The following is a 24,652-nucleotide window of genomic DNA, read 5'->3' on the forward strand; positions in this document are numbered from 1 at the left end:
CCGCCAGCACAGATGATAAATCGAGGGCGGCAGATGAAGGTTCTTCTTATCGGCACGGGCGGTCGCGAACATGCGCTGGCATGGAAGCTTGCCCAATCACCGAAACTGACGAAACTCTTTGCCGCTCCCGGCAATCCCGGCATGGCCGAAAATGCCGAACTGGTCGCGCTCGATGTCGACGACCATGAGGCGGTCCTTGCATTTTGCCGCAGCGAGGCCATCGATTTCGTGGTCGTCGGCCCGGAAGCGCCGCTGGTCGCCGGCATTGCCGATCGCATCCGGCAGGCGGGCATCGCCGTCTTCGGCCCGTCCGCCGCCGCCGCCCAGCTCGAAGGGTCCAAGGGCTTCACCAAGGATATCTGCGCCCGCTACAATATCCCGACCGGCGCCTACCAGCGCTTTACGGACGGCGTCGCCGCCAAGGCCTATGTCGAGGCGCAGGGTGCGCCGATCGTCGTCAAGGCCGATGGTCTGGCGGCCGGCAAGGGCGTCACCGTCGCCATGACCGTGGAAGAAGCGCTGGCGGCGATCGACGACTGTTTCGAGGGCGCCTTCGGTGCGGCCGGTGCCGAGGTCGTGGTCGAAGCTTATCTCGATGGCGAGGAAGCAAGCTTCTTCTGCCTCTCCGACGGCAAGACGGCGCTGGCATTGGCAACCGCGCAGGATCACAAGCGCGTCGGCGATGGCGACACCGGCCCCAACACCGGTGGCATGGGTGCCTATTCGCCGGCCCCGGTGATGACGCAAGATATGGTCGAGCGGACGATGAAGGAGATCATCGAGCCGACCATTCGCGGCATGGCGGAAAGCGGCTATCCGTTCACCGGCGTGTTCTTCGCAGGCCTGATGATCACGGCCAAGGGGCCGGAACTGATCGAATACAATGTCCGCTTCGGCGATCCGGAAACCCAGGTTCTGATGATGCGGCTGAAAAGCGATCTGCTGGAGATCCTTTACGCCGCCGCCACCGGCACGCTCGACGAGGTGAAGGCGGAATGGAGCGACGATGTGGCGCTCACCGTCGTCATGGCCTCGAAAGGTTATCCGGCCGCCTATGACAAGGGAACGCCGATCGCCTCGCTGCCATCAGCAGGCGAGGGCGAGAAGATCTTCCATGCCGGCACGGCGATGAAGGATGGCGCGCTGGTCGCAACCGGCGGCCGCGTACTCAACGTCACCGCGACAGGCAGAACGGTTGCGGAAGCCCAGGCAAACGCCTACCGGCTGGTCGACGCGGTGGACTGGGAAAACGGCTTCTGCCGTCGCGACATCGGCTGGCGCGCCATCGAGCGCGAAACCCGCTAGAGACGGTTCAGCAGCCGCGGTTTCGTTCAAAATTTACCAATTCTCCTGACGGGTTGGAAACGAAGCATTGCTATAGATTGTCGGACCAAACTCGGGAGTCCGGCGATGCATCGCGTTCTGATCACGGCAGCAACGGTAGCCGCAGCACTGCTGGCCGGCGGCGCCCAGGCGTCGTCCGTCACCGCAACCAATGGCAGTCAGAAATCCTCGAGCATCGTATCGTGGCATTGCAGCGACTGCGAGCCTCCGGCCGCAAAGCCCGATCTGTCCAACTACAAGGTTCCGGTCCTCGAGCCCGGCACACAGAAGACCGAGATCATCGAAATCAACGGCGAAAAGCGTCTTGTCCGCACCGAAGCATGGTTCGGCGGATCGCCCGTCGTCTTCGTCGGAAAAGTCCCGGCCTGGATGGACGCCGGAAAAACCATTGCGAACGTGCCAGCGCCGACCTCCACCTCGTTCGAAGAGATGATCGAGAATGCGCCGCCGCCGCGCGATGGCATCGATCTGGAGGCCACCACGAGCGCTGTTGCGCCAGCCCCTCAAGTTGCGGAAGCCTCGGCGAAACCGATCACTTTCGAAGACTTCAGCCTCAGGCTGAAACGGGCTGAATAAACAGTCAGCAAGTCATTGCAGCCAGTCAATAAAAGGCCGCGCAGTTACTGTGCGGCCATACGTTTTTCTGCGTTATTGTGTGATTAAATAATTATTTATGCATCGCTCATATGGTCGTTGCACTGCAATCATTGCAGACGACATGGTGCAGAATGTGCCGCCTCCCACAAACATCATTTTTCCCAAGGTGCGACCTGCGCGGTCGCTGCCGGTCACAGGTGAGCGGACCATGAAGAACCTCAAAATCTCCCACCAGCTGCTGCTGCTCGTGCTTTTGCTGATCGCCGGCTTTGCCGCTGCCACATACATGCAGCTGCGCACGTCCACCCAGGCGATCTACGCCGAACGTTACGGCATGCTGCGCACGCAGGTGGAATCCGGCATCGGTATCTTCAAGCGTTTCCAGGCTCTCGAGGCCTCCGGTGCGATGGGTCGCGAAGAGGCGCAGAAGCGGGCGTTCGAAGCCGTGTCGGCCATGACCTTCACCCCGGACGGCTACCTCTTTGCCTATGACTACGATGTGAACATGCGTGTCCATCCGGATCCCAAGCGGCTCGGCCAGAGTTTCAAGGGCAAGCCGGACAGCCAGGGCTTCATGTACCGTGACGAACTGGTCAAGATCGGCCGCGCCGGTGGCGGCACCGTCGATTTTCTCGGTCCCAAGCCTGGTCAGGAAGGCGATACCTTCCTGAAGAGCTCCTACGCGCTCGCCTTCGAGCCCTGGCAGCTGGTTCTCGTCACCGGCGTCTACGTCGACGATCTCCAGGCGCAGATCCGCAGCGAAGTCTTCAAGGCGCTGTCCTTCGGCTTCGTCATCCTGGTCCTTGGCTCCCTGCTGGCCTTCGTCGTAATCCGCAACATCTCCGGTCCGCTCGGTGCGATCCGTCAGGCGCTGAACGCCGTCGCCGACGAAGACGTAACGATGCAGATCCCGCACACGGACATGAAAAACGAAGTCGGCCTGATGGCCCGTGCCACCCAGGCGCTGCAGCAAAAGGTGCGCGAGCGCCATGCCATGCAGGAAAGCCAGCAGCGCCAGCAGGAGGAGCTCGACGGCGAACGCCAGCACAATCTCGACATGCAGCGCGACGAAGCAGCGCTTCAGGCCCGCGTCGTCTCGACGATCGGCTTGGCGCTCGAACAGCTCGCCAAGGGAGATCTGACGGTTCGCTGCGGCGATCTCGGTACCCGTTACGCCGGCCTGCGCGACAACTTCGACGAAGCGCTCGGCCATCTGGAAGCGGCGATGTCCAAGGTCAACGACAAGGGTATCGATATCGGCGGCTCGAAAGAGGAAATCCGCCGTGCTTCCAACGAACTGTCGCAGCGGACCGAACGCCAGGCGGCCAACCTCGAGGAAACATCCGCCGCACTTGACGAACTGACCGTCGCTGTTCGCCAGACCGCTGACGGTGCACGCGATGCCGCCCAGCGCGTCACGGCTGTCAGCACCGAAGCCAATCGCAGCGACGCCGTCGTCGAGGAAGCAATCGGCGCCATGAGCGGCATCGAACAGTCCTCGGCGGAAATCACCAAGATCATCGGCGTCATCGACGAGATCGCCTTCCAGACCAACCTTCTGGCCCTCAATGCCGGTGTCGAAGCGGCCCGCGCCGGCGAAAGCGGCAAGGGCTTTGCCGTCGTCGCCCAGGAAGTTCGCGAACTGGCCCAGCGTTCGGCCGCCGCCGCCAAGGAGATCAAGGAACAGATCTCCCGCTCGTCCGGCCAGGTCGCAAACGGCGTCCGCCTCGTCGGCGAGGCCGGTCAGGCCCTGAAGCGGATTTCCGATCAGGTGAAGTCGGCAAGCGACATCGTCGGCCGCATCGCCCATTCGGCAGCCGAACAGGATACGACGCTGCGCTCGATCTCCTCGTCGCTCAACATGCTCGACCAGGCCACCCAGCACAATGCCGCGATGGCCGAAGAGACCACGGCTTCCGCCGAGGCTTTGTCTGCCGATACGGAAGAACTGCTCAACCTCATCCGCAGCTTCCGCGTCAGCGGCACCGGGCGTCAGCCGGGCGCTCTGCAGGGCATGGGTGAACGGATGCGCCGGGCGGGCTGATCGCTCAGTCGGCCTTGTCGCTACCGGCGGCCCGGAATTGCGGGTCCGTCACACTATCAAGCCAATCGAGGTCGGGTTGCACTGCAGCCCGACTTTTTGCTTCCATATCCCTGTAGCGGCCAAGAAGCTGCTGGCCGAATTCGGTCAGCCCCGCACCGCCGCCCGACTTGCCGCCATGCCGGGTCGAGATCGAGGGCTCCAGAAACATCCGGTTGATCTCGTCTGCCAGCAGCCAGGCACGCCGGTAGGACATGCCGATCGCAGCGCCGCCGGCCCGGATCGAGCCGTGCTCGGCAATCAGTTCCAGAAGCTGCGCCTTGCCGGGCCCCAGCCGGACGCCGTTTTCCAGATCGACGCGGATCGTCATGGTCGGCCGGTCCGGTGCCGGCTTGCTCATGGCAATGCCACGACCTTGCCGGGGTTCATGATACCGGCCGGATCGAAGGCGTGCTTGATGCGCCGCATCAGCTCCATCTCGATCGGCGGGCGGATATGCGCAAGCTCGTCGCGCTTCAGCTGGCCGATCCCGTGTTCGGCGGAAATCGAGCCGCCGGCATCCAGCACGATCCCGTGGACGATCGCATTCACCTCCCGCCAGCGGTCGATGAAGGCGGCCTTGTTGCCGGCCATGTCGTTGCTGAGCGGCTGGGAGATGTTGTAATGGATGTTGCCGTCGCCGAGATGGCCGAAGGCGCAGATGCGGGCGCCGGGAACGGCCGCGAGAACAGCCTGCTCGGCTTCCTCCATGAAATGCGGGATCTTCGAGATCGGCACCGAAACGTCATGCTTGATCGATCCGCCTTCAGGCTTTTGCGCATCCGACATGCTTTCGCGCATGTGCCACAGCGCCTTTTGCTGCGCGACCGACGAGGCGATTACCGCGTCCATGACCAGTCCGGCCTCGAACCCCTGTTCGAGCAGCGCCTGCACCATCGTATCAGCGGTTTCGGCAGCGTCGGAAGTCGAGATGTCGATCAGCGCATACCATGGGTAGGGCTCAGACAGCGGGTCGCGCACGCCCTCGATATGCCGCGTGGTGAACTCGATGCCGATCCGTGGCATCAACTCGAACCCGGTCAGCGCCGTGCCGCAGAGGTTCGATGCCTTTTGAAACAGCAAGAGCGCATCGGCCGGCGAGGCAAGCCCGGCAAGCGCCACCTGGTGTCCGACCGGCCGCGGATAAAGTTTCAAGACCGCGCCGGTGATGATCCCGAGCGTGCCTTCGGCGCCGATGAACAGGTCGCGCAGGTCGTAGCCGGTATTGTCTTTTTTCAGCTTGCGCAGCCCGTCCCAGATCTCGCCGGTCGGAAGCACCACTTCCAGGCCTAGGCAGAGCTGGCGCATGTTGCCATAGGCAAGCACGGCCGTGCCGCCGGCATTGGTGGAAAGGTTGCCGCCGATCCGGCATGAGCCTTCCGACCCGAGCGACAGCGGAAACAGCCGGTTGACCTCCTCCGCCGCCTTCTGCACCTCGGCAAGGATGACGCCGCCATCGACAACGATCACGTTTGCCATCTGGTCGATCTCGCGGATGCGGTTCATCCTTTCCAGCGAGATGATGATGTCGGATCCGCCGCTGCGTGGCGTCTGGCCACCGACAAGACCCGTATTGCCAGTCTGCGGCACGACGGCCGTCCCGGTCTCGCTGGCAAGCTTCAGGATCGCCGAAACTTCCTGCGTCGTGCCTGGCTTGAGAAGGAGAGGGGACGCGCCCTTATAGAGCCCGCGGTTTTCGACGAGATGCGGCGCAAGCTCCACCGGATCGCTGACCGCATGCGCAGCGCCGACGATCGCCGTAAACCGGGCAAGTAGATCCGGGGAAGGGAGAGGCATGTCCATGGCGTTTTCTCCTGGGCTTGTTTTATTCCCGCGGCGCGGCCGCTCGGACCAGCCGGTCGTTGATGGCTTCTCCAAGCCCGGTATCGGGAATGGCTGTGACTGCAATGCGCGTCGCCCCCACCGCATCGGCTTTCTTCAGATAATCGAACAGATTGGCGGCTGCCTCGGCAAGATCGCCGGAGGGGCTGAGGTCGAACACTGCCTTCGCCTGCTCGATGCCCTCGATCGGATCCGATCCCAGCCGGATCAACGCCTCGCCCGGCGCCACATGGGTCGCATTCAACCGCACGGCTGCCGATGGCGCATAATGCGAGGCGAGCATGCCGGGCGCTTCGATGATCGCGGCCGGTCCTTCCGGACGAATGACGGCGCGACCGATCAGCGCCTCGATCTCTTCAGCGGCAACGCCACCGGGACGCAGCAGCCGGACAGTCTCGCCCTCGACGCGGATAATGGTCGATTCGACGCCGACCGAAGACGCGCCGCCATCGAGGATCAGTTTCAGCTTGCTCCCGAGATCACCAGCGACATGGCCGGCACTGGTCGGGCTGACCTTGCCGGACGTGTTGGCGCTCGGTGCTGCCAGCGGCTTGCCGAAGGAGCGGATGAGATCGGCGGCAAAGCCCAATGGCAGGCGGATGCCGACCGTATCGAGCCCTGCAGTTGCGAGCGGATGGATACCGCTTTCTGGAATGAGCGGCAGGATCAGCGTCAGCGGCCCCGGCCAGAAGGCTTCCGCCAGCCGACGCGAGATCGGATCGAACGATGCATACCGCTCCGCCATCGCGACATCGGCCATATGGCAGATCAGCGGGTTGAAGCGCGGCCGCCCCTTGGTTTCATAGATGCGGGTGATCGCCGAAGGGTTCGTGGCGTCGGCGGCAAGCCCGTACACCGTCTCCGTCGGAATTGCGACCGGAAAGCCTTGCGACAGCACGGCGCACGCTTGGTCAAGCGCGCCGTTCCTATCCGTCCTGATGTCGATGATCTCTGCCGTCATGTCCCGCTGTGCATAGCGCGGACTGAGACCGCGTTAAAGCGATTTGATGATCGCCCGCACCGCCTGGTCGGGCGCGCCCAGCATCAGAACGTTTTTCAGCGCTTCCTTCGGGTCGGTGGTCCGAAACAGAAGACCATTCTTGCGGATGCTGCGGTCGATCTTCATCGACTGATCCGGATCACTTTCGGTCGCCACCGCGAAATACATGCGGGAATACTGGGTGTTCACCCTCTTGAAGAACTCGTCCTCATCGCCGATCTCGGCCAGGAAATTGGCGATGTAGAAAGACCATTTGACCTTCGCCTTCGGCGATAACAGGGTGCTTGCGGCGGTAACATGGCAATAGCCGAGATGCGGGGTCTGCTCCAGCGTGCGGTGGAACACCATTTTCGGGAACTGGATCGAGTGATGGAAGCCGTTGATCCGCTGATGCGTGCGCTCGCCGGCGGACTCCAGCTTGAACCCGGTCCGCTCCGCCACTTCGTCATAGGTGAGATAACGGCGTTCCTTGGGAAGCCACAGCGGCTGCGCCCTGGAGATACGGCCTGTGCGCAGGAACTCGGAATGCCCGATCGCGCTCGTCGGTGCCTGCGCCGACACCGGCGGTGGCGGCCGGTTCGCGTCGTAGTAGCGTAGTTTTCCGGTCGTCTGCATGCGGCTGGCCCCTTCGCGCAAAAAGAAGTCTAGCCGGAGCGGTTTAACAGCCGGTTTACGTCTCAACGCACCGCGAGAAGCACCCTGTCCCCCACTTGTCAGCGGAAAACCGAAGCCGTCATGTGAGCCATCGTCGTCAATGCGTTTTCCGATGTCGCAATGTCGCCTGTGCGACAGGCAGCGCGAGTGCTTAAATCGGCAAAACTCATGGAGTCGCCTCGGCTAGGGACGGCGTTAAATTGGGAAGCCGGCAGGCGTGACGAGAACCCTCGGCCGATCCGGTGCCAGTCTGGGGACGTGATTGACGACCGATCGCGGTGGACGTTCGGGGTAGGATTGGGGGCAGGAGGTCTGTCCGCATTACCCCCCAAGTCTTTCGCTAGTGGAATTGACGAGGAAGACACGATGGACATTCACAGCCAGGTTCTGCGGCAGCTCAACAATCGCCGCGAAGGCTTCAGCCTCGAACAGCCCTTTTACATCGATCCGGACTATTACAAGCTCGATCTGGAAATGATCTGGTATCGCGACTGGCTTTTCGTCGGCCATGATTGCGAAATCCCGAAGGCCGGCAATTACGTGACGCTGCAGATCGGCGACTATCCGGTCCTCGTCCTGCGCACCCGCGAAGGCGAGGTCCGCGCTTTCCACAACACCTGTCGCCACCGCGGCCACCGCGTCTGCACCAAGGATAGCGGTTCTGCGACCCGTCTTGTCTGTCCCTATCACCAGTGGACCTACCAGCACGACGGCACGCTGATGTCGGCGCGCCATATGGGCGATGATTTCGACAAGAAGCAGTTCGGCCTGAAGCCTGTCCACTGCGAATCCGTCGCCGGCTATATCTTCGTCTGCCTTGCCAACGAGGCGCCCGATTTCGCGCCCGTCCGCGCGACGATCCAGCCCTATATGGCGCCGCATCGGCTGGCCGAAACGAAGGTTGCGGCCAAGAACACGATCATCGAAAAGGGCAACTGGAAGCTCGTCTGGGAAAACAATCGCGAGTGCTACCACTGCGCCGCCAATCACCCGGAACTCTGCCGCACCTATCCCGAAGCGCCGACTGCGACCGGCGTGCAGGGCGCCGGCGACGATCCGTTCATTTCCGAGCACTGGCAGCGCTGCGAGGCGGCAAACCTGCCGAGCACGTTCAACATGTCGACGGACGGCCAGTACCGCGTCGCCCGCATGCCGCTGATCGAGGACGCCGAAAGCTACACGATGAACGGGCGGCCGGCTGTCGCAAAAGCGCTGTCGGAAGATGTGACGATCTCCCATATCGGCACCATGCTGATGTTCCACTATCCGACCACCTGGAACCACATGCTGGTCGACCACGCGATCTCCTTCCGCGTCATTCCGATCGGGCCGGAAGAGACAGCCGTCACCACCACATGGCTCGTCAACAAGGATGCGGTTGAGGGCGTCGACTACACGGTCGAGGAACTGACCCACGTCTGGAACATGACCAACGACCAGGACCGCCAGATCGTCGAGGAAAACGCTTTCGGCATCCGCTCGCCGGCCTATGAGCCGGGTCCCTATTCGCAAGCGCATGAAGGCGGCGTCATGCAGTTCGTGGAATGGTACGCGAACTTCATGACCAATCGCCTCCAGGGCGACCAGGCCAAGCTCCACGCCGTCGCCTGATCCGGCGAAACCCGCAGGATAAGACAGCCCGTCCGGCATGCCCGGGCGGGCTGAGTTCGTTTTGCCATTCTTTCAGAAAATTCCCGTTCGCTTCAGAAGCCACCAGGCAATTGCCGCCGAAAGCACCATGAAATCCAGCGCGAAGGCCGTACCGTGCAGTCCCTCGGCAAACGGCAGCGACGACGTGTTCATGCCGAAAAAGCCCGTGACCAGCGATGGCGGCAGCAGGAAGGCGGTCATGATCGAGAGGATGTAGAGGTGCCGGTTGGTCTCCGATGCCTGTTTGGAATCGATTTCCTCGTGCAGCAGCCGGGCCCGCTCCTGCAGCGCATAGACGTCGTGGTCGACGGCTTCGAGCCGGCCGATCAGCCTTGAGGCGATATCGTCGAACCCGGGCGGCATATCCTCATCGTCGGCTGCCGCCGCACGCCGCATCAGCGAAAGGGTCGTGCGCAGGTGCCGGTGGAGACGCACCACCATACGTCGCACGGGAGCAAGCCGCCGGCGTTCGTCGCGCGGCACGTTGTCATAGACGAAATCTTCGATCAGGTTCAGCTCTTCGGTAAATTCCATCACCATCGAGATCATCGTGCGCTGGAATTCGGCCACCAGCGTCTCGAACAGGTCGAGCGGCCTTTTGTAGCGACCGGCATTCTTCTCGATGGCGCCGCGCACCCGGTCGACCGAACGCAGCGGCTGCAGCCGGGTGGTGATGATCATCTTGTCGGAGGCGAAGAAATGCAGCCAGCCGATATCGCGGGTGTCGCTGTCGAACTCCCGCTGGAAATCGATCAGCGTGCCATAGACGGACTGCTCGTCCAGCGTGATCGACGCATGCGTTTCATGGGTGGTGAGCGCGACCGCTGCGGCCGCCGGAAGGCCTTGAAAATTCTCCAGAAAGGCGCCGACCCGCAGGTCTGCCAGGTTGAGATGCAGCCACAGGAAACCGGTGTCGATCGCAAGGTCCGACGGCGTCGCCTCCAGCGAAAGCCTTGAGCATGTGCCAGCCTCGCCGGGACGGAAATGATAGGCCCAGACAAGCCCTGGCGTGGCGGGAATAATCGGAGAGTTTATCGGAGGCATGGACTGAAGACCTGCAAGCATGACGCCCCTCATTAGGCGCTATGTGTGACACCTGTTGCAACGGGGATTTTCTCGTATCCTGCCGCGGAACCGCGATGGATCGATTGACAACCTCGTTTACGTTTACGTAAAAAGCCAGAGGGAGTTCGGTGGCCGCACCTGCGGCATCGTCCGGAAGAATTGTCAATTTGGGAGAAGCGACATGTACAAGGCACCCGTGGAGGAGATTGCCTTCACCTTGAACCATGTGGCGGGTCTCTCAGACGCGCTGGAAATCGGCCGCTTCGGCGACCTCTCCCCCGATCTGGTCGATGCCATCCTGGCGGAAGCCGGTCGCTTTGCCAGCGACGAAATGGCACCGCTGGGCGATATCGGTGATCGCCAGGGCGCGCGGCTTGAGGACGGCGTGGTGAAGACGCCGGATGGCTGGCCGCAGCTTTATCGCCACTGGCGCGAAGGCGGCTGGAACGGCCTGACGGCACCGGAAGCGTTTGGCGGTCAGGCATTGCCGCATATGCTCAATGTCGCAACACTGGAAATGTGGAATTCCGCCTCGATGGCCTTCGCGCTCGCGCCGACGCTCACGATGGGTGCGATCGAGGCGCTGGTTGCCCATGGCAGCGACGATCTGAAAGCTATCTATCTGGAAAAGATGGTTTCGGGCGAATGGACCGGCACGATGAACCTGACGGAGCCGCATGCGGGTTCCGATGTCGGCGCGCTGAAGAGCCGCGCCGAACGCCACGCCGATGGCAGTTACCGTGTTTTCGGGCAGAAGATCTATATCACCTGGGGCGAACACGACGCCGCCGACAATATCATCCACCTTGTCCTCGCACGTCTCCCCGATGCGCCTGCCGGCACCCGCGGCATTTCACTGTTTCTGGTGCCGAAGTTCCTGGTCGGCGAGGATGGCTCGCTCGGTGAGCGCAACGACGTGATCTGTCATTCGATCGAGCACAAGCTCGGTATCCACGGTTCGCCCACCTGCACGATGATCTATGGCGACGGCAAGTTCGGCGATGGCACCGGCGCGATCGGCTATCTCATCGGCGAAGAAAACCAGGGCCTCGCCTGCATGTTCACGATGATGAACAACGCCCGTCTCGCCGTCGGCATGCAGGGTGTCGCGATCGCCGAAGCCGCGACCCAGAAGGCGGTCGCCTATGCGTCTGACCGAACCCAGGGCAGGGCTCCGGGTTCGACCGGTCCGCAGATGAGCCCGATCATCGAGCACCCCGATATCATCCGCACCCTTTTGACCATGAAGGCTTTGACGCAAGGGTCGCGCGCCATCTGCTTTGCCTGCGCCCACGCAATCGACATGTCGCATCACCTCGAAGGCGATCAGGCCACCCATTGGGTCGAGCGCGCCGCACTCCTGACGCCGATCGCCAAATCCTTCGCCACCGATTGCGGCGTCGATGTCGCCTCGCTCGGCATCCAGGTGCATGGCGGCATGGGCTATATCGAGGAAACCGGCGCCGCACGCTATCTGCGCGACGCCCGCATCGCCCCGATTTACGAGGGCACCAACGGCATCCAGGCGATCGATCTCGTGCTGCGCAAACTGCCGCTCTCACAGGGCGCGCAGGTGCGAACCTTCATCGGTGAACTGCGCGATATCGCGCAGAGAGTGGAAAGCCTCAACGCCCCCGGCTTCGGCAGCACGGCGGAACGGCTGAACGCATCGATCGACGACCTGCAAGCCTCGACCGACTGGCTGCTGGAGGCGCAGGCCGCTGGCCGCGTGGCGCAAGCCCTTGCGGGTGCCACGCCCTACCAGCGTCTGTTCGGCCTTGTTCTGACCGGAGCCTATCTCGCCAAGGGCGCGCTCGTCGCATCCGAAGATGGCTCGGGTGACAAGCGCGTATCGCTCTGCCGGTTTGCGGCCGAAAACATGCTGTCGGAGACCGCAGCCTTGAAGGACCGCGTCATCGCCGGTGCCGAGAGCCTGGAAGCCGCACGCATCGTGCTTGCCTGAGGAGGAATGCCGTGAGCGACGCCACTCCATCAATCGACAACCACGTCCTGATCGAACGCCCCGCCGACTGCGAGGGCGTGCTGGTGATCCGCTTCAACCGCCCGGAAAAGAAGAACGCGATCACCTCGTCCATGTATCACCGCATGACGGCGGCGCTTGAAAATGCCAATAGCGACGACACGATCCGCGCGGTCGCCTTTCTCGGCACCGAAGGCTGCTTTTCCGCCGGCAACGACATGGCGGATTTTCTGGCGCATGCGGTCTCGGGCTCGGATGAACCGCCGGCCGCAGCCCTCTTTATCCGCGCGCTGGCGCTTGCCGAAAAGCCGATGGTATCAGGCGTCGATGGTCTGGCGATCGGTATCGGCACCACGCTCAACCTGCATTGCGACCTGACCATCGCCTCGTCCCGCAGTCTGTTCAAAACACCCTTCGTCGATCTGGCCCTTGTGCCCGAAGCAGCCTCCAGCCTTCTGGCGCCAAGGGTTATGGGCCACCAGCGCGCCTTCGCGATGCTTGTTGCCGGCGAGGGCTTTTCCGCCGATGCCGCGCGCGAGGCGGGCCTTGTGTGGAAAGTGGTCGAGCCGCAGGCCGTCGAGCCGGAAACGCTGGCGCTCGCTGCAAAACTGTCGGCGAAGCCACCGCAGGCGCTGAAGATCGCCCGCGATCTGGTGCGAGGCCCCCGCGACGACGTGCTCGCCCGGATGGACGAGGAACTGACGCATTTCTCCGCCCGGCTGAAAAGCGCCGAAGCTCGCGCCGCTTTCGAGGCCTTCATGCGACGTTAACGCTGAGTTGCATCAAAGTTCCATCCACGCCGCGCTGCGCCTTCATTCGCAACGCAAGCGTGGCTAGATACTCCTCAAACGAGAGGACATCATGCGTACAGCCCTGACCGGCCTGCTTTCTCTTGCAACTCTTGGCCTCTCCTGCCTGCCCGCCGCTGCTGGGCCGGCATTTGCCGCGTCCGCCAATGCAGCGAACGCGCCGATCACCCTGATACAGAGCCAGCAGAGTCTTTCCGAGCAGACGGACCGGCGCGACCGACGCCGTCAGCGCTATGTATGCGTGGTGCAGCCGCGCCAGAGCGACGACCGCAACCGTCCCTATGTCTGCCGGGCCGGTGAGGGCCGGGTCGGCGGTACCTGCCGCTGCTCCGGCGTCACAGGCACCGGCAGGCTCGATCTCGACGACTAGAGTATGTCCTCCAGCCGTCAGCCGTCGACCTTCTCTTCTGCGGGTTGCGGCACAGCCGCACCGAGAGGATTGACGTCACCGACGAACTTGACGAGATCGGCCATCGTAAAGTGGCCGGGCGTGTCGCTCGGCAGTTCCGGCTTCCAGTCGGAGCGCAGCCACAGGAACGACTCGTGGTCGCCATGCACCATGCCGAGGAATGTCTCGGCGATGATGGTGGATGCCATCGGCCCGAGCCGTCTTCCCTTGTTGAAGACCTCCGCTTCCTTGAGAACGTAATACCACAGCGGTGTTTCCTCGAGCATCTTGTGCTGCTTGGCCGCCTTGCCGTCGGGACCCGTGGCAATCTTCTCGGGCGTCAGTGGCTGAAGACCCATGGCGCGACAGATTGCTTGCCCGGAGGGAAGTCCGATCTGTACGCCGCGACGCAGGTTGCGGAAGGCAAGGTCGAATTCCCGCGATGCAACCGAGCCATCACCAGGTCCGCCGGGCAGGGTGTGCAGGGCGGGTGTGATGAAAGGGTCCAGTCGCCGGCTGTGGTTGATGGCGAAATTGGTCTCCTTCTCGCCTTCGGGCGTATCCAGATCGTAGAACCGCCGCCAGTCGACCACCCAGTTCGACGGGAGCGCGGCAAACCCGACGCCCGGGTCGTTGGCGAGCTCGCCGGTAATGTTCCCGGACTTTCCGGTGAACAGGAACAGAAGGTCGAGCGTCGCGTTCGCAAGACTATCGGCTGTAGGGTTGAACACCCGGTTGTGGCTATAGCTTTCCCGCACCATCGAATGGCCGAGCCGGTAGCACGCGGCGCCGAATTCGGCGGGCATATAGGGCCGCTGCTTGAACCGGTAGAACCGCCGACCCTCCTTCTTGATCTTCTGGATCAAGCCGGGCTCGGTCAGACGTTCGACGAAATCGAACAGCACAATCCACTGGTAGTGCCAGGTGACGATCCGCCGAGCCTCTTTGAAGAGCGCGGTGCCCTTGAGGTCAGGCCTTTCCGATGCGACCTTGTCGAACACCTTGTTGTGAAACTTCAGCATCAGCAGATGCGTCTGTGCCACCAGCAGGTTCTCATCGTTGCGTTCGTCGAAGATGAGCGCGTGGCCCTCCTGGTTGCGTGGAAGGTCGTTGGGAAGATCGGGGATCGCAGCGCCTTGCTGATCCGATGACGCCGCTGCCCGTCCGATCAACAGTTTGCCGGAAGTTTGCAGCGTTTCGACGTCGCGTTGGTAAAGATAGGGATGGATACCCGGCCCATCGCCGTAGAGCGAATCGAGATCGAGCGCCGGTGTCCGGAAGTTGGTGGTCGCCTTCGGGTCGGCATGCTGCTGGTCGAGAGGCGTCGTGTCGAGCGTGATATCATGGTCGATGAACTGGCCAAGATAGGTGTAGCCGGCCGGAATGTTCGGGTTGTCCTTGCCCGGTTCCGGGTTGCCGTCGTCGAGCAGTTTATCCGCCATAGACTTGGCCAGGGCGGCAAGCGCATCGTCGCTTGCCGAAAACGGTAAGAGATTGGGAAACATGATCCCGAATTTCCCGGGATCACCGATGCCGTCGAAAGAATGCAGCGTTTCCGGCTTCATGCCGCGCACGCCATGCCCATGCATTGCGATCTGTGCCATGCTTTCCCCCCTTGGAGATCGCACTGGCGGCAAGTCATTTGCCGCCTTGGATGCGACACGGGAAAGCTACGCCTCTAAGGCTAGGTTGTAAACCAAGGTTGCACAACCGAATTGCGTTCTGTCAAGACTAGCGTCAAACTTTGCTGAGCAGCGCGACGGCTTCGACATGCGGCGACCAGAGAAACTGGTCAACCGGGGTGACCGAGACAATCCGGTATCCCGCATCGACCAGGATCCTCAGGTCGCGTGCGAGCGTCAGGGGATTGCAGCTGACCGCAGCAATCGTCTTGATGTTCGAGCGCGCCAGTTCCTTGACCTGCACTTCGGCACCCGCCCGCGGCGGGTCGAAGACGACGGCATCAAAGTGCTTCAGGTCCATCGGGATCAGCGGCCGGCGGAAGAGATCGCGCTTCTCGATGCTGACGGGCTTCAGCCCCTGGCTGTTGCGGGCCGCGTGGTCCAGCGCCTTCAGCGCCTTGTCGTCGCTTTCCACCGCGTGCACGCGTGCCGTTCTCGCCAGTCGCAGCGCAAATGTGCCCGAGCCGGCAAACAGGTCCAGCACCCGCTTGGCCTTGCCCATATGGCCATGCACCAGCGTCGCCATGGCTTCCTCTGCCTCTTTCGTCGCCTGCGTGAAGCTACCGGGCGGAGGAGAAACTTTGACGCCACCGAAATCGATCACCGGCTTTTGCGGCTCCAGCACGATTTCGCCATTGGCCGAAACACGGGCGATGCCCTTCAGCGCCAGAACCGTCTCGGTCACCTTGCGGCGCTGCTTGTCCGAAAGCGGCTTCAACCCCTCGGCCGCGATATCGAGACCGGAGAGGCTTTCGAGCACCGAAATGCGGAACGTCTCCGAGCCGGTTGCCAGCGCCATGCCGATCGCGCGGATCGCATCAAGCCGCGCCACGATGCCGGGCGCGGCGATCGGACATTCGACGATGGAGATGATATGGTTCGTTTCTGCCCGGTTGTAGCCCAGCAGAAGCTCCTTCTCCGTCTTGCGCGCGGAAAACACCGTGCGCCGCCGTTCGCCCGGATGACACTCGACCGTCTCCTTGACGTCGGGCGTCAGGCCCTTGGATTTCAGCGCGTCGATGACGAGCTGGCGCTTGAAGTCATTATACGGCGCCTTGGCGAGATGCTGCAGCGAACAGCCGCCGCAGGCATCGCCATCGGGTCCGAAGTGGCGACAGACCGGTTCGATCCGGTCCGGCGAAAGGTTGCCCGTCGACATGACCGTGCCGTGGTCGCCATTGCGGGCGATCGCCAGCGTTTCGCCCGGAAGAGCATAGGGAACATAGACCGGCCCGTCCTCGCCGTTGGCGACACCGTCGCCCTGTGCGCCAAGACGGTTGATGGTGACGTGAACCGTGCTCATTCCGGCTTCCGTCCTGCCAGGAGAAACTCCTCGTTGCCATCACCGCCGGCAATCGGCGAGGGGATCAGGCCAAGGCTTTCCCAGCCCATGTCTTCCACCAGCCAGCGTTCCAGCTCAGCCGCCACCGCCGGTGCCGTGTCCGGTTCCTTCAGGAGGCCCCGCTTGCCGATCGCGTCGCGGCCGGCCTCGAACTGCGGCTTGACCAGCAGCGCGCAATAGCTGCCCGGCAGCGCCAGTTCCAGCGCCGGCGGCAGGGCCAGCTTGATTGAGATGAAGGACACGTCCGAAACGACGAAATCGATCGGCCGGTCGTCGATATCGTCAGCCTCGAGATAGCGGGCGTTGACCCCCTCGATATTGCTGACGCGTGGATTATCGGCAATCCGCGGATGCATCTGCGCATGGCCGACATCGAGTGCCGTCACATGTGCTGCGCCGCGGGCGAGCAGGATTTCGGTAAAGCCGCCTGTCGAGGCGCCCACATCGAGACATTCGCAACCGGTCGGATCGAGCTTGAAGTGATCGAGTGCGGCAACCAGTTTCAGCGCCGCGCGCGACACATAGGCGCTCGCCGGATCGTCCATCTCGATCTGCGCGGTCGAGGACACGATCTGTCCGGATTTGGTAATGATGCGACCGTCGACCTTGACGGTGCCGCGGGCAATCGCGTCGCGCGCGCGCGAGCGGCTGTCGACGAGGTTGAGGGTGACCAGAAGCTGGTCAAGTCTTTGTTGAATGGATGACATGCCTTCCCATGACGCGGGCGAGCCCCGCACGCAAGACAAAAACGCGTTTCGACCTGCCGGACAAGCCTCCGCCGGCCTTTTATAGTTCGCTTCTTCTGCCTATTGTTGCCGCTCAAGCCGGGAGGGGAATGGATGAGACGCTGGACAATCGCCTTCGGGGCCACGCTGACGGCCGGCCTGCTTTTGGCTGCACCGCCGCTTTTTGCCAATGATACGACGGCGGAACTGACGACCGGCGGCCTCGTCTATGTCCAGACCGCCGATATCACCATGGCCGAAGAGCATCTTCATCTTTCCCGCCAGGAAGTTCGGGTCGACTACGTCTTCAGGAACGACACCGAAAAGGATGTCGAAAGCGTCATCGCCTTTCCGATGCCTGATATTACAGGCGGCGCTGAGAGCGACATCGCCTATGGCGATCCGGAAGCCGACAACTTCCTCGGCTTCACGGTCCTGCAGGACGGCCGCGAGATCAAGCCGCAGCTCCAGCAACGCATCATTGCCACCGGCATTGACCGCACCGAAGACCTCGTCGCCCAAAAGGTACCGCTTCTGCCCTATAGCGACAGAACCACCGAGGCCCTCAAGACCCTGCCCGATGACGTCAAGGCCGACTTCATTGCCAAGGGCTTGGTCCGGATAGATCGCTACGATGCCGGAAAAGGCTGGCAGGAGGACATCACGCCGGCATGGACGCTCCGCTCCGCCTATTGGTGGAAGACGACGTTCCCCGCGCAAAAGCCGGTCAAGGTCAGCCACCGCTACAAACCGAGCGTCGGCGGCACGGTGGCCATGACCTTCATCGAAAACGGCAAGCCGGCCTATGAGCACGCCCGCTACGTCGAACGCTACTGCATCGACGACAGCTTCATGAAGACAGCCGCAAAGCTTCAAGTCGCAGCCACCAAGGGCGGCCCGCATTATGCCGAGCAATGGCTGTCCTATGTGCTGACCACCGGCGCCAACTGGTCCGGCCCCATCGGCAAGTTCCGCCTGACAATCGACAAGGGCAACGCCCGTGACTACGTCAGCCTCTGCGCCGCCAACATCAAGAAAACCGGCCCGACAACCTTCGAGATGACCGCCGAGGATTTCACGCCGGAGAAGGACCTGCACGTGCTGTTTCTGACGGCGGGAGAATAACGAACGAACTCTCCAGGACGAACATTTCTAGCGCGTCCTGTCTCGATACGGACCGGGGATGTGATCGTCGGACTTACCCCGCAGCGCCAACCCCGACCTGGGTCTTGCCCAGCGCATTGAACACCGTCTTGACGATGCCGGCGCGGTCGAGGCCGGCTTTGGCGTACATCACGTCGGGGCTTGCCTGCTCCATCCACACATCGGGCAGGACAAGCGAGCGAACCTTCACACCGTGATCGAGCAGGCCTTCGGTGCTGAGGAACTGCAGCACATGGCTGCCGAAGCCGCCGACGGCGCCTTCCTCGATGGTGACAAGCACTTCATGATGGCGGGCAAGCTGGCGGATCAGGTCGTGGTCGAGGGGCTTGGCAAACCTGGCATCGGCCACCGTTGTCGACAGACCGGCGGCATCGAGATCCTCCGACGCCAGGAGACAGTCCTTGAGCCGTGTGCCGAACGACAGAAGCGCCACTTTCGAACCCTGCTTGACGACGCGGCCCTTGCCGATTTCCAGGATCTGGCCGCGTTCCGGCAGCTCGATGCCGACGCCTTCGCCGCGCGGATAGCGGAACGAGATCGGGCCTTCGTCGTAAGCTGCGGCGGTGCGCACCATATGCTTCAGCTCAGCCTCGTCGCTTGCGGCCATCACGACCATTCCGGGAAGCGTGGCGAGGAATGTCGTGTCGAACGAACCGGCGTGGGTCGGCCCGTCAGCACCGACGAAACCGGCGCGGTCGATCGGAAAACGCACCGGCAGACCCTGGATCGCCACGTCGTGGACAACCTGGTCGTAACCGCGCTGCAGGAAGGTGGAATAGAGCGCGCAGAACGGCTTGAAGCCTTCCGTCGCAAGGCCTGCCGCAAAGGTAACGGCATGCTGTTCGGCAATGCCCACATCGAATGTGCGGTTGGGGAAGGCAAGCTGCAGCTTGTCCAGCCCCGTACCGTTCGGCATCGCGGCCGTCACGCCGACGATCTTGTCGTCAAAACCGGCTTCCTGAACGAGGGCGTCGCCGAACACGCTGGTATAGGACGGCGCATTTGGCTTGGCCTTGGCCTGCGCGCCGGTGATGACGTCGAACTTGTTGACGCCGTGATACTTGTCGGCCGCAGCTTCGGCAGGCGGATAACCCTTGCCCTTCTGCGTCACGACATGGATCAGAACCGGACCCTTGGCATTGTCGCGCACATTGCGCAGCACCGGCAGAAGATGCTCGAAGGAATGACCGTCGATCGGGCCGATGTGATAGAAACCCATTTCCTCAAACATCGTACCGCCGGTCACATAACCGCGGGCGTGTTCGACGGCACGGGTGATCGCCCGGTCGATGTTCTTGCCGAGATAGCCGGTCAGCTTCTTGCCCACTTCGCGCATGCCCATATAGGTGCGGCCGGAAGCAAGGCGAGCGAGATAGGCGCTCATGGCGCCGGTCGGCGGCGCGATCGACATGTCGTTGTCGTTGAGGATGACGATCAGACGCGCGTCGAGCGCACCCGCATTGTTCATCGCTTCATAGGCCATGCCGGCAGACATCGCGCCGTCACCGATCACGGCGATTACATTGCGCTTCGAACCGGCGAGATCCGAACCCACTGCCATGCCGAGGCCGGCCGAAATCGAGGTCGAGGAATGCGCTGCACCGAACGGATCGTATTCGCTTTCAGCCCGGCGCGTGAAGCCCGAAAGACCGTCCTCCTGGCGCAGCGTGCGGATGCGGTCGCGGCGACCGGTGAGGATCTTGTGGGGATAGCACTGGTGTCCCACATCGAAGATCAGCCGATCGTCGGGCGTGTTGAACACCTTGTGGATGGCGATCGTCAGTTCCGTGACGCCAAGGCCAGCGCCCAGATGTCCGCCGGTCCTGGAGACGGCGTCGATCATCTCGTCACGCAATTCGCGGGCAAGCTTCGGCAGGTCGCGGTCATCGATCTTGCGAAGGTCGGCGGGAAGCTTGACGGTGTCGAGCAGCGGCGTCTCGGGCAGGGGTGTCACGGAGGCTGGCTTTCTCTTCTTTTGTTCTTAAAAGCAACTATCATCCCAACATGAGGATGAAACCGGCTTTTTCAAGTTGTCCACGGAGACAACCTACCCCGGTTCTAATCGATTTCATCGGCCGGGCAAGGGGGAAGGGCGAAGGGGAAGAGAGGGGGTCGCCAACGGCACGAACTCCGCGTCGTCATCCGGTACGATGTCGGAGGAGTAAGGAATGATCAGCTTTTCGACCGCATCGCAGGCAGATGCATCATCGCTCAGACGCATCCCGTGTAATCTTGCTGACAGAGTACGCGTCGAAATCCATACCGTGTGTATATTCGAGAATGGATTGACCGTTCTCGACAATGTCTCGGAAACGGATCAGAGGACGCTTAGTAGGCAATCGCCCTATCCCTCTCCACGCTCCGGCTAAAACGTTTCCGGCGCAACGGTTCGGGAACTATGTCAACGCTCCTTACACCAGTAATGCCAACGATCAGGGCACGTAGCTCTTCGACGGCCGTAAAATACCGCCAGCCAGACTGTATGACCGGCTCTGAAAACGTCACCAGAACATCAAGATCTGACTCGTCCGTCGCCTCGCCACGCGCCACCGAGCCGAAGATCGACATCCGCTCCGCGCCTGCGGCGCGCAGTTCGGCCTCGTGCTCGCGAAGCTTGGCGATGACCTGGTCCTTGTCCATGGGGAGACTATAGCGCAGGTCGGGATTTCAGTCGAGATGCAACTCAGGGCTTCATGCGAGTGAAGGCCTCACTCGCCGTCGAGCGGCTCCACGCCCTGCGGCTTGCCGCTGCGGTCGAGGCGGATCTTTTCGATCCGGCTTTCGGCGGCGTTCAGCAGTTTTTCGCAATGCTTCTTCAACGCTTCGCCGCGCTCGTAGATGGCGATGGATTCGTCGAGCGCCACGTCGCCGCGTTCCAGCCGAGCAACGATGCTTTCCAGCTCGGCAACGGCCTTTTCGAAGGAATAACCAGTGACGTCGATCGGAGCGTTCGGCTCGCCTGGGGCTTCGGTCATGTCCTTCATCCTCTCATCAGTCTGCAGATATGCAGGCCGGCCGATTCCGCCAGCCCTTCCAGATCATAGCCACCCTCGAGTAGGCTGACGACCCGGTTGCCGGCGTATTTCCCCGCAATTTCCATCAACCGGCCGGTCGCCCAGTCGAAATCGTCGCCGACCAGATTGATCTGCGCCAGCGGATCGCGGTGATGCGCATCGAAGCCTGCCGAGATCAGCACAAGATCCGGGCGGAAGTTTTCGAGCGCCGGCAGGACGCGGCTCTTGAAGGCATCGCGAAAATGGTCGCTGCCGTCATTGGCCGAAAGCGGCGCGTTGACGATCGTGTTCTTCGTGCCCGTCTCGTCTCTGGCGCCTGTGCCGGGATAAAGCGGCATCTGGTGCGTCGAGCAAAACAAAACGGACGGATCGTCCCAGAAGATGTCCTGCGTGCCGTTGCCGTGATGCACGTCCCAGTCGACGATCGCGACACGTTCGACGCCATAGGTCTGCTGCGCATGGCGGGCGGCGATGGCGATGTTGTTGAACAGGCAAAAGCCCATCGCCTTGGTCTTTTCCGCGTGATGTCCCGGCGGACGCGAGGCAACGAATGCGTTGTCCACCTTGCCGGTCATCACGTCGTCGACGGCCGCGATCGCGCCGCCGATGCCGGTCAGCGCCGCCTGCAGGCTCTTCGGCCCCACATGCGTATCGGCCTCGATCTGCAGGATCGTGTCTTCCTCGGGGATCTTGCGCATCACCCAACGCAGGTGTTCTTCCGGATGCGCCAGAAGCACCGTGTCTTCGTTGGCCTGTGGTGCCTGTTTGCGGTCGAGCTTGTCGAAATTGGGGTGTTCGAGCGCGATGTTGAGCGAACGCAGCCGGTCTGCCCGTTCAGGATGGCCTTCCGGCGTCGCATGCTCGAGAAATATGGAGTTTTCGTAAAGGCGCGTGGTCATTGGGCGGCCTCGTGAGGTATGTTGAGCTCGGACATGGCGCAGAACGGCGATGTTTTCAAGCGCATACCCCTTGCTCTTCACTGGATTTGCCGTGAAGTAGGCGCATTAGGCGTTTTTTGGAGTGCGGGCAGGAATGGCGAAGGATATCGGCAAGACCCATGATTTTCGCGTTGCCTATCGCGATGTGGATCTTAACGGCGAAATGTTTCGCGCTGCCTATATCGGCCTTGCGGAACAGGCGGTCACGGAATTCTGGCACCGCCGCAAGCCGGCAACGGATGACCCGTTCTTCGCGGTCGGCAAGATCTCCTGCATCTATCATATGCCGCTGAAGCTCGGCGATCTCATCCATACCCATGTCGGAGTGAGCAAGATCGGCGGCAAGTCCGCAGGCTTTATCGTCCGCTTCACGCGCGGCAGCGATGAGGTGGCCGAAGCCGAAATCGTCTGGTCCGCATGCGATCCGGAAACCCGGACGCCGGCCGCGCTGCCCGAAGACCTGCGCGACTGGCTGTATCAGTTCCTCGACTGACTGCTTACGCGCGCTGCGGCAGCAGCGGATAGCCTGCCATCACGGCCCGACCGGCGAGCGCCGCAATCACAGCCTTCAGGACGTCGCCCGGAATGAAAGCGAGCGAGCCGAGAAACGCTTTGACGAAGCCCATGCCGGTGATCAGCGCCAGATAGGTGATGCCGATCCCGTAAAGCACGATCACGCCGCCCATCAGGGCTGCGATAAAGAAGTTCACGCCCTGCACCAGCCCCGCCTGGTCGCGACCCACCATGATCTGCGACAGATATCCGGTTACCATCGCGGCAAACACCCAGCCGATCAGATAACCGGTCGTCGGCGCCATGAAGACGGCAAGGCCGCCGCGGCCGCCGGACAGAACCGGCAGACCGATCGCTGCAAGCACCAGGACCAGGAGGACCGCGATCGTGCCGCGCTTGGCGCCGAGCACGACGCCGGCCAGCATCACGCCGAGCGATTGCGCCGTGATGGGGACGGGAATGAAACCGAGCATGACCGGCGGCACCAGTCCCAGCACGATGATGATAGCGGCAAACAGGGCGGCCAGAACGAGATCACGAGTAGGCAAATAGCTATTCCTTGACGACTGAATCTGTATCACTTCTGCGCACGGATTGCCCGGGCGTCAATTGCGCTGGCAATCTCGTCGGCATTCTTTAATGTGAGGATGATCAGCGGGACGATGATGGAGAGGGTTCGAGGGCGCAACCCTCGCGCGATATGGGCATCGCGGATGGCCTGGTGACGCAGCAGGATTTCCGGAATGAAGCGAAGGACAAGGCCGATCGACAGGCCGATATCCGCAGCTTTTACAAGCCCGAGCTTTTCAAGCGGCAAAGCCGCAAATGTCACTTCCGTAATAAAATCGCCGGTAGTAGTCGTGGCCGTCACCACAGACGCAAGAAGCGCCAGTGCCGAGAGCCGGAAAAACACGCTGACGGCTTCCACAGGGCTGTTGAAAACCAGCGTGAACACCGCAACGGCTGCGATGGTGAGGAAAAGAACCCGCAGCCGCAGCCATGTTTGCCGCCATCCGATTCGCAGCGAACCGAAAAGCAGGCCGCTGGCGACCGCACCGACGCCAAGCACTAACGACGACTGGATGAGGAACAGAGCAAGGCTTGCGGCAGCCAGTAGCACAAGCTTCGCGCGGGCCGAAAGCCGGTGCAGAAAGCCGCTACCATCAACGTAAAGCGTCTTCATGCGGCAAGCTCGCGGTAATGGGCGATGATCTCGGCAGCGTTTCCGTCGCCGGCAAGCCGGCCGTTGTCAAACAACAGAACCCGCTCGAAGCCCGCGATGAGATCGAGATCGTGGGTGAGCACGATGACGTTTTCGGGGAGCTCGCTGATCGTCCGGGCCACCAGGTTGCGGTTCTTCAGGTCCAGCTGGTTGGTCGGCTCGTCCATGATCAAAATGTCCGGTTCCGTCACCAGAACCGAGGCAAAGGCCGCAAGCTGCAACTCGCCGCCGGAAAGCTCGTGCGAGCGACGGTCGGCAAGATGTCCGATGCCGAAGCGCTTGAGGATCGCCGTCGTTCGGGCCTCGATCTCGGCTTTCGAAAGCTTGCGCGACGTCAGGCCAAGCGCGATGTCTTCCTTCAGGATCGGCAGGATGATCTGGTTCTGCGGGTTCTGGAAGATGAAACCAACCTGCGCGCGGGCGCGGTCGGTGTCGGCCTTCGTATCGAAGCCGTTGACGACGACATTGCCGCTCGCGGGAGAGACAAGTCCATTGATCATCCGCGCAAACGTCGTCTTGCCGGAGCCGTTAAGGCCGATCACGCCGATGCGGCGCTCGGTCAGCCGCACCGTCAGCGGATGCAGCGTGACACGCCCCTCGAAGCGAGCTTCGGCCTTGTCGAAATGGATGTCCAATGCCGGT

Annotated in this window: 24 protein-coding genes; 9 read left to right on the forward strand and 15 right to left on the reverse strand. The window is 62.2% G+C overall.

Going from position 1 to position 24,652, the window contains the following annotated elements:
• The first annotated feature begins 33 nt into the window (after positions 1-33).
• From purD to J3A65_RS04755, 3 genes are all read left to right on the forward strand, one after another.
• Positions 34-1,305, forward strand: coding sequence for a phosphoribosylamine--glycine ligase (purD, locus tag J3A65_RS04745; RefSeq protein ID WP_209900002.1), 1,272 nt, complete (start codon positions 34-36; stop codon positions 1,303-1,305).
• A 105-nt stretch (positions 1,306-1,410) separates the two neighbouring features.
• Complete coding sequence (locus J3A65_RS04750; protein ID WP_062579388.1) at positions 1,411-1,920, forward strand: plant virulence effector HPE1-like domain-containing protein; 510 nt, start codon at positions 1,411-1,413, stop codon at positions 1,918-1,920.
• Between the two features lie 229 nt (positions 1,921-2,149).
• On the forward strand, positions 2,150-3,985 hold the full coding sequence (locus tag J3A65_RS04755) for a methyl-accepting chemotaxis protein (protein WP_209900004.1): 1,836 nt from the start codon (positions 2,150-2,152) through the stop codon (positions 3,983-3,985).
• Positions 3,986-3,989: 4 nt separating this feature from the next.
• Here J3A65_RS04755 and J3A65_RS04760 read toward each other — a convergent pair whose 3' ends face one another.
• From J3A65_RS04760 to J3A65_RS04775, 4 genes are read right to left on the reverse strand one after another with little or no spacing between them, the layout of a single operon-like run.
• The gene (locus J3A65_RS04760; protein ID WP_062453665.1) at positions 3,990-4,382 is read right to left on the reverse strand and encodes a hypothetical protein; all 393 of its coding nucleotides are present in this window, start codon (positions 4,380-4,382) and stop codon (positions 3,990-3,992) included.
• Positions 4,379-5,824: an FAD-binding oxidoreductase gene (locus tag J3A65_RS04765; RefSeq protein WP_092661430.1), complete on the reverse strand. Its 1,446-nt coding sequence runs from the start codon at positions 5,822-5,824 to the stop codon at positions 4,379-4,381. The genes J3A65_RS04760 and J3A65_RS04765 overlap by 4 nt, the downstream gene beginning before the upstream one ends.
• A 22-nt stretch (positions 5,825-5,846) precedes the next feature.
• On the reverse strand, positions 5,847-6,824 hold the full coding sequence (locus J3A65_RS04770) for an L-threonylcarbamoyladenylate synthase (protein WP_209900006.1): 978 nt from the start codon (positions 6,822-6,824) through the stop codon (positions 5,847-5,849).
• Between the two features lie 33 nt (positions 6,825-6,857).
• A complete protein-coding gene (locus J3A65_RS04775; protein ID WP_209900009.1) occupies positions 6,858-7,478 on the reverse strand; it encodes a DUF6656 family protein in 621 nt (206 codons plus the stop codon).
• A gap of 405 nt (positions 7,479-7,883) precedes the next feature.
• Between J3A65_RS04775 and J3A65_RS04780 the strand changes: the two genes are divergently transcribed.
• The gene (locus tag J3A65_RS04780) at positions 7,884-9,128 is read left to right on the forward strand and encodes an aromatic ring-hydroxylating dioxygenase subunit alpha (protein ID WP_209900011.1); all 1,245 of its coding nucleotides are present in this window, start codon (positions 7,884-7,886) and stop codon (positions 9,126-9,128) included.
• Positions 9,129-9,200: 72 nt separating this feature from the next.
• Here the strand turns inward: J3A65_RS04780 and J3A65_RS04785 are convergent, their stop codons facing one another.
• A complete protein-coding gene (locus tag J3A65_RS04785) occupies positions 9,201-10,211 on the reverse strand; it encodes a transporter (RefSeq protein ID WP_209900013.1) in 1,011 nt (336 codons plus the stop codon).
• 202 nt (positions 10,212-10,413) lie between these two features.
• On the opposite strand from J3A65_RS04785, the gene J3A65_RS04790 reads away from it, so the two are divergent.
• The 3 genes from J3A65_RS04790 to J3A65_RS04800 all read left to right on the forward strand — a co-directional run bounded on the left by J3A65_RS04790 (position 10,414) and on the right by J3A65_RS04800 (position 13,392).
• Positions 10,414-12,195, forward strand: coding sequence for an acyl-CoA dehydrogenase (locus J3A65_RS04790; RefSeq protein ID WP_209900016.1), 1,782 nt, complete (start codon positions 10,414-10,416; stop codon positions 12,193-12,195).
• Positions 12,196-12,227: 32 nt separating this feature from the next.
• A complete protein-coding gene (locus J3A65_RS04795; RefSeq protein WP_209903324.1) occupies positions 12,228-12,983 on the forward strand; it encodes a crotonase/enoyl-CoA hydratase family protein in 756 nt (251 codons plus the stop codon).
• A gap of 91 nt (positions 12,984-13,074) precedes the next feature.
• A complete protein-coding gene (locus tag J3A65_RS04800) occupies positions 13,075-13,392 on the forward strand; it encodes a hypothetical protein (RefSeq protein WP_209900018.1) in 318 nt (105 codons plus the stop codon).
• Between the two features lie 17 nt (positions 13,393-13,409).
• Here J3A65_RS04800 and J3A65_RS04805 read toward each other — a convergent pair whose 3' ends face one another.
• The 3 genes from J3A65_RS04805 to J3A65_RS04815 form a co-directional block, all read right to left on the reverse strand.
• Positions 13,410-15,014 (reverse strand): heme peroxidase family protein, encoded by a 1,605-nt coding sequence (locus tag J3A65_RS04805; RefSeq protein WP_209900020.1) that lies wholly within the window; start codon positions 15,012-15,014, stop codon positions 13,410-13,412.
• A gap of 133 nt (positions 15,015-15,147) precedes the next feature.
• Complete coding sequence (locus tag J3A65_RS04810; protein WP_092661441.1) at positions 15,148-16,395, reverse strand: class I SAM-dependent RNA methyltransferase; 1,248 nt, start codon at positions 16,393-16,395, stop codon at positions 15,148-15,150.
• Positions 16,392-17,141 (reverse strand): TlyA family RNA methyltransferase, encoded by a 750-nt coding sequence (locus J3A65_RS04815; RefSeq protein WP_209900022.1) that lies wholly within the window; start codon positions 17,139-17,141, stop codon positions 16,392-16,394. Before J3A65_RS04815 ends, J3A65_RS04810 begins: the two co-directional genes overlap by 4 nt.
• A 132-nt stretch (positions 17,142-17,273) precedes the next feature.
• On the opposite strand from J3A65_RS04815, the gene J3A65_RS04820 reads away from it, so the two are divergent.
• Positions 17,274-18,284 carry a DUF4424 domain-containing protein gene (locus tag J3A65_RS04820; protein ID WP_209900025.1) on the forward strand — a complete coding sequence of 337 codons (1,011 nt, stop codon included), beginning with the start codon at positions 17,274-17,276 and terminating at the stop codon, positions 18,282-18,284.
• Between the two features lie 73 nt (positions 18,285-18,357).
• Here the strand turns inward: J3A65_RS04820 and dxs are convergent, their stop codons facing one another.
• The 4 genes from dxs to J3A65_RS04840 form a co-directional block, all read right to left on the reverse strand.
• Positions 18,358-20,277, reverse strand: coding sequence for a 1-deoxy-D-xylulose-5-phosphate synthase (gene dxs, locus J3A65_RS04825; protein ID WP_062453654.1), 1,920 nt, complete (start codon positions 20,275-20,277; stop codon positions 18,358-18,360).
• Between the two features lie 374 nt (positions 20,278-20,651).
• On the reverse strand, positions 20,652-20,963 hold the full coding sequence (locus J3A65_RS04830) for a nucleotidyltransferase domain-containing protein (RefSeq protein ID WP_209900027.1): 312 nt from the start codon (positions 20,961-20,963) through the stop codon (positions 20,652-20,654).
• A gap of 68 nt (positions 20,964-21,031) precedes the next feature.
• Positions 21,032-21,298: an exodeoxyribonuclease VII small subunit gene (locus J3A65_RS04835; RefSeq protein WP_062454826.1), complete on the reverse strand. Its 267-nt coding sequence runs from the start codon at positions 21,296-21,298 to the stop codon at positions 21,032-21,034.
• 5 nt (positions 21,299-21,303) lie between these two features.
• Positions 21,304-22,236, reverse strand: coding sequence for a histone deacetylase family protein (locus tag J3A65_RS04840; RefSeq protein ID WP_062579411.1), 933 nt, complete (start codon positions 22,234-22,236; stop codon positions 21,304-21,306).
• 133 nt (positions 22,237-22,369) lie between these two features.
• Here J3A65_RS04840 and J3A65_RS04845 point away from each other — a divergent pair, with 133 nt between their 5' ends.
• A complete protein-coding gene (locus J3A65_RS04845) occupies positions 22,370-22,768 on the forward strand; it encodes a thioesterase family protein (RefSeq protein WP_209900029.1) in 399 nt (132 codons plus the stop codon).
• A gap of 4 nt (positions 22,769-22,772) precedes the next feature.
• Here the strand turns inward: J3A65_RS04845 and J3A65_RS04850 are convergent, their stop codons facing one another.
• The 3 genes from J3A65_RS04850 to J3A65_RS04860 are packed head-to-tail and all read right to left on the reverse strand — an operon-like array spanning position 22,773 to position 24,645.
• Positions 22,773-23,336 carry a biotin transporter BioY gene (locus tag J3A65_RS04850; protein ID WP_062453649.1) on the reverse strand — a complete coding sequence of 188 codons (564 nt, stop codon included), beginning with the start codon at positions 23,334-23,336 and terminating at the stop codon, positions 22,773-22,775.
• A gap of 29 nt (positions 23,337-23,365) precedes the next feature.
• Positions 23,366-23,971 carry a CbiQ family ECF transporter T component gene (locus J3A65_RS04855; protein ID WP_209900031.1) on the reverse strand — a complete coding sequence of 202 codons (606 nt, stop codon included), beginning with the start codon at positions 23,969-23,971 and terminating at the stop codon, positions 23,366-23,368.
• On the reverse strand, positions 23,968-24,645 hold the full coding sequence (locus tag J3A65_RS04860) for an energy-coupling factor ABC transporter ATP-binding protein (RefSeq protein WP_245341478.1): 678 nt from the start codon (positions 24,643-24,645) through the stop codon (positions 23,968-23,970). Before J3A65_RS04860 ends, J3A65_RS04855 begins: the two co-directional genes overlap by 4 nt.
• Positions 24,646-24,652: the final 7 nt, after the last annotated feature.

The sequence above is a fragment of the Rhizobium sp. PvP014 genome, from assembly GCF_017876855.1.
GTDB classification, from domain to species: Bacteria; Pseudomonadota; Alphaproteobacteria; order Rhizobiales; family Rhizobiaceae; genus Neorhizobium; species Neorhizobium soli.

What these genes read in the sequence shown, in the direction of transcription:
- purD (WP_209900002.1), top strand. Translation starts at nt 34, where the DNA reads ATGAAGGTTCTTCTTATCGGCACGGGCGGTCGCGAACATGCGCTGGCA.
- J3A65_RS04750 (WP_062579388.1), top strand. Translation starts at nt 1,411, where the DNA reads ATGCATCGCGTTCTGATCACGGCAGCAACGGTAGCCGCAGCACTGCTG.
- J3A65_RS04755 (WP_209900004.1), top strand. Translation starts at nt 2,150, where the DNA reads ATGAAGAACCTCAAAATCTCCCACCAGCTGCTGCTGCTCGTGCTTTTG.
- J3A65_RS04760 (WP_062453665.1), bottom strand. Translation starts at nt 4,382, where the DNA reads ATGAGCAAGCCGGCACCGGACCGGCCGACCATGACGATCCGCGTCGAT.
- J3A65_RS04765 (WP_092661430.1), bottom strand. Translation starts at nt 5,824, where the DNA reads ATGGACATGCCTCTCCCTTCCCCGGATCTACTTGCCCGGTTTACGGCG.
- J3A65_RS04770 (WP_209900006.1), bottom strand. Translation starts at nt 6,824, where the DNA reads ATGACGGCAGAGATCATCGACATCAGGACGGATAGGAACGGCGCGCTT.
- J3A65_RS04775 (WP_209900009.1), bottom strand. Translation starts at nt 7,478, where the DNA reads ATGCAGACGACCGGAAAACTACGCTACTACGACGCGAACCGGCCGCCA.
- J3A65_RS04780 (WP_209900011.1), top strand. Translation starts at nt 7,884, where the DNA reads ATGGACATTCACAGCCAGGTTCTGCGGCAGCTCAACAATCGCCGCGAA.
- J3A65_RS04785 (WP_209900013.1), bottom strand. Translation starts at nt 10,211, where the DNA reads ATGCCTCCGATAAACTCTCCGATTATTCCCGCCACGCCAGGGCTTGTC.
- J3A65_RS04790 (WP_209900016.1), top strand. Translation starts at nt 10,414, where the DNA reads ATGTACAAGGCACCCGTGGAGGAGATTGCCTTCACCTTGAACCATGTG.
- J3A65_RS04800 (WP_209900018.1), top strand. Translation starts at nt 13,075, where the DNA reads ATGCGTACAGCCCTGACCGGCCTGCTTTCTCTTGCAACTCTTGGCCTC.
- J3A65_RS04805 (WP_209900020.1), bottom strand. Translation starts at nt 15,014, where the DNA reads ATGGCACAGATCGCAATGCATGGGCATGGCGTGCGCGGCATGAAGCCG.
- J3A65_RS04810 (WP_092661441.1), bottom strand. Translation starts at nt 16,395, where the DNA reads ATGAGCACGGTTCACGTCACCATCAACCGTCTTGGCGCACAGGGCGAC.
- J3A65_RS04815 (WP_209900022.1), bottom strand. Translation starts at nt 17,141, where the DNA reads ATGTCATCCATTCAACAAAGACTTGACCAGCTTCTGGTCACCCTCAAC.
- J3A65_RS04820 (WP_209900025.1), top strand. Translation starts at nt 17,274, where the DNA reads ATGAGACGCTGGACAATCGCCTTCGGGGCCACGCTGACGGCCGGCCTG.
- J3A65_RS04830 (WP_209900027.1), bottom strand. Translation starts at nt 20,963, where the DNA reads ATGGACAAGGACCAGGTCATCGCCAAGCTTCGCGAGCACGAGGCCGAA.
- J3A65_RS04835 (WP_062454826.1), bottom strand. Translation starts at nt 21,298, where the DNA reads ATGACCGAAGCCCCAGGCGAGCCGAACGCTCCGATCGACGTCACTGGT.
- J3A65_RS04840 (WP_062579411.1), bottom strand. Translation starts at nt 22,236, where the DNA reads ATGACCACGCGCCTTTACGAAAACTCCATATTTCTCGAGCATGCGACG.
- J3A65_RS04845 (WP_209900029.1), top strand. Translation starts at nt 22,370, where the DNA reads ATGGCGAAGGATATCGGCAAGACCCATGATTTTCGCGTTGCCTATCGC.
- J3A65_RS04855 (WP_209900031.1), bottom strand. Translation starts at nt 23,971, where the DNA reads ATGAAGACGCTTTACGTTGATGGTAGCGGCTTTCTGCACCGGCTTTCG.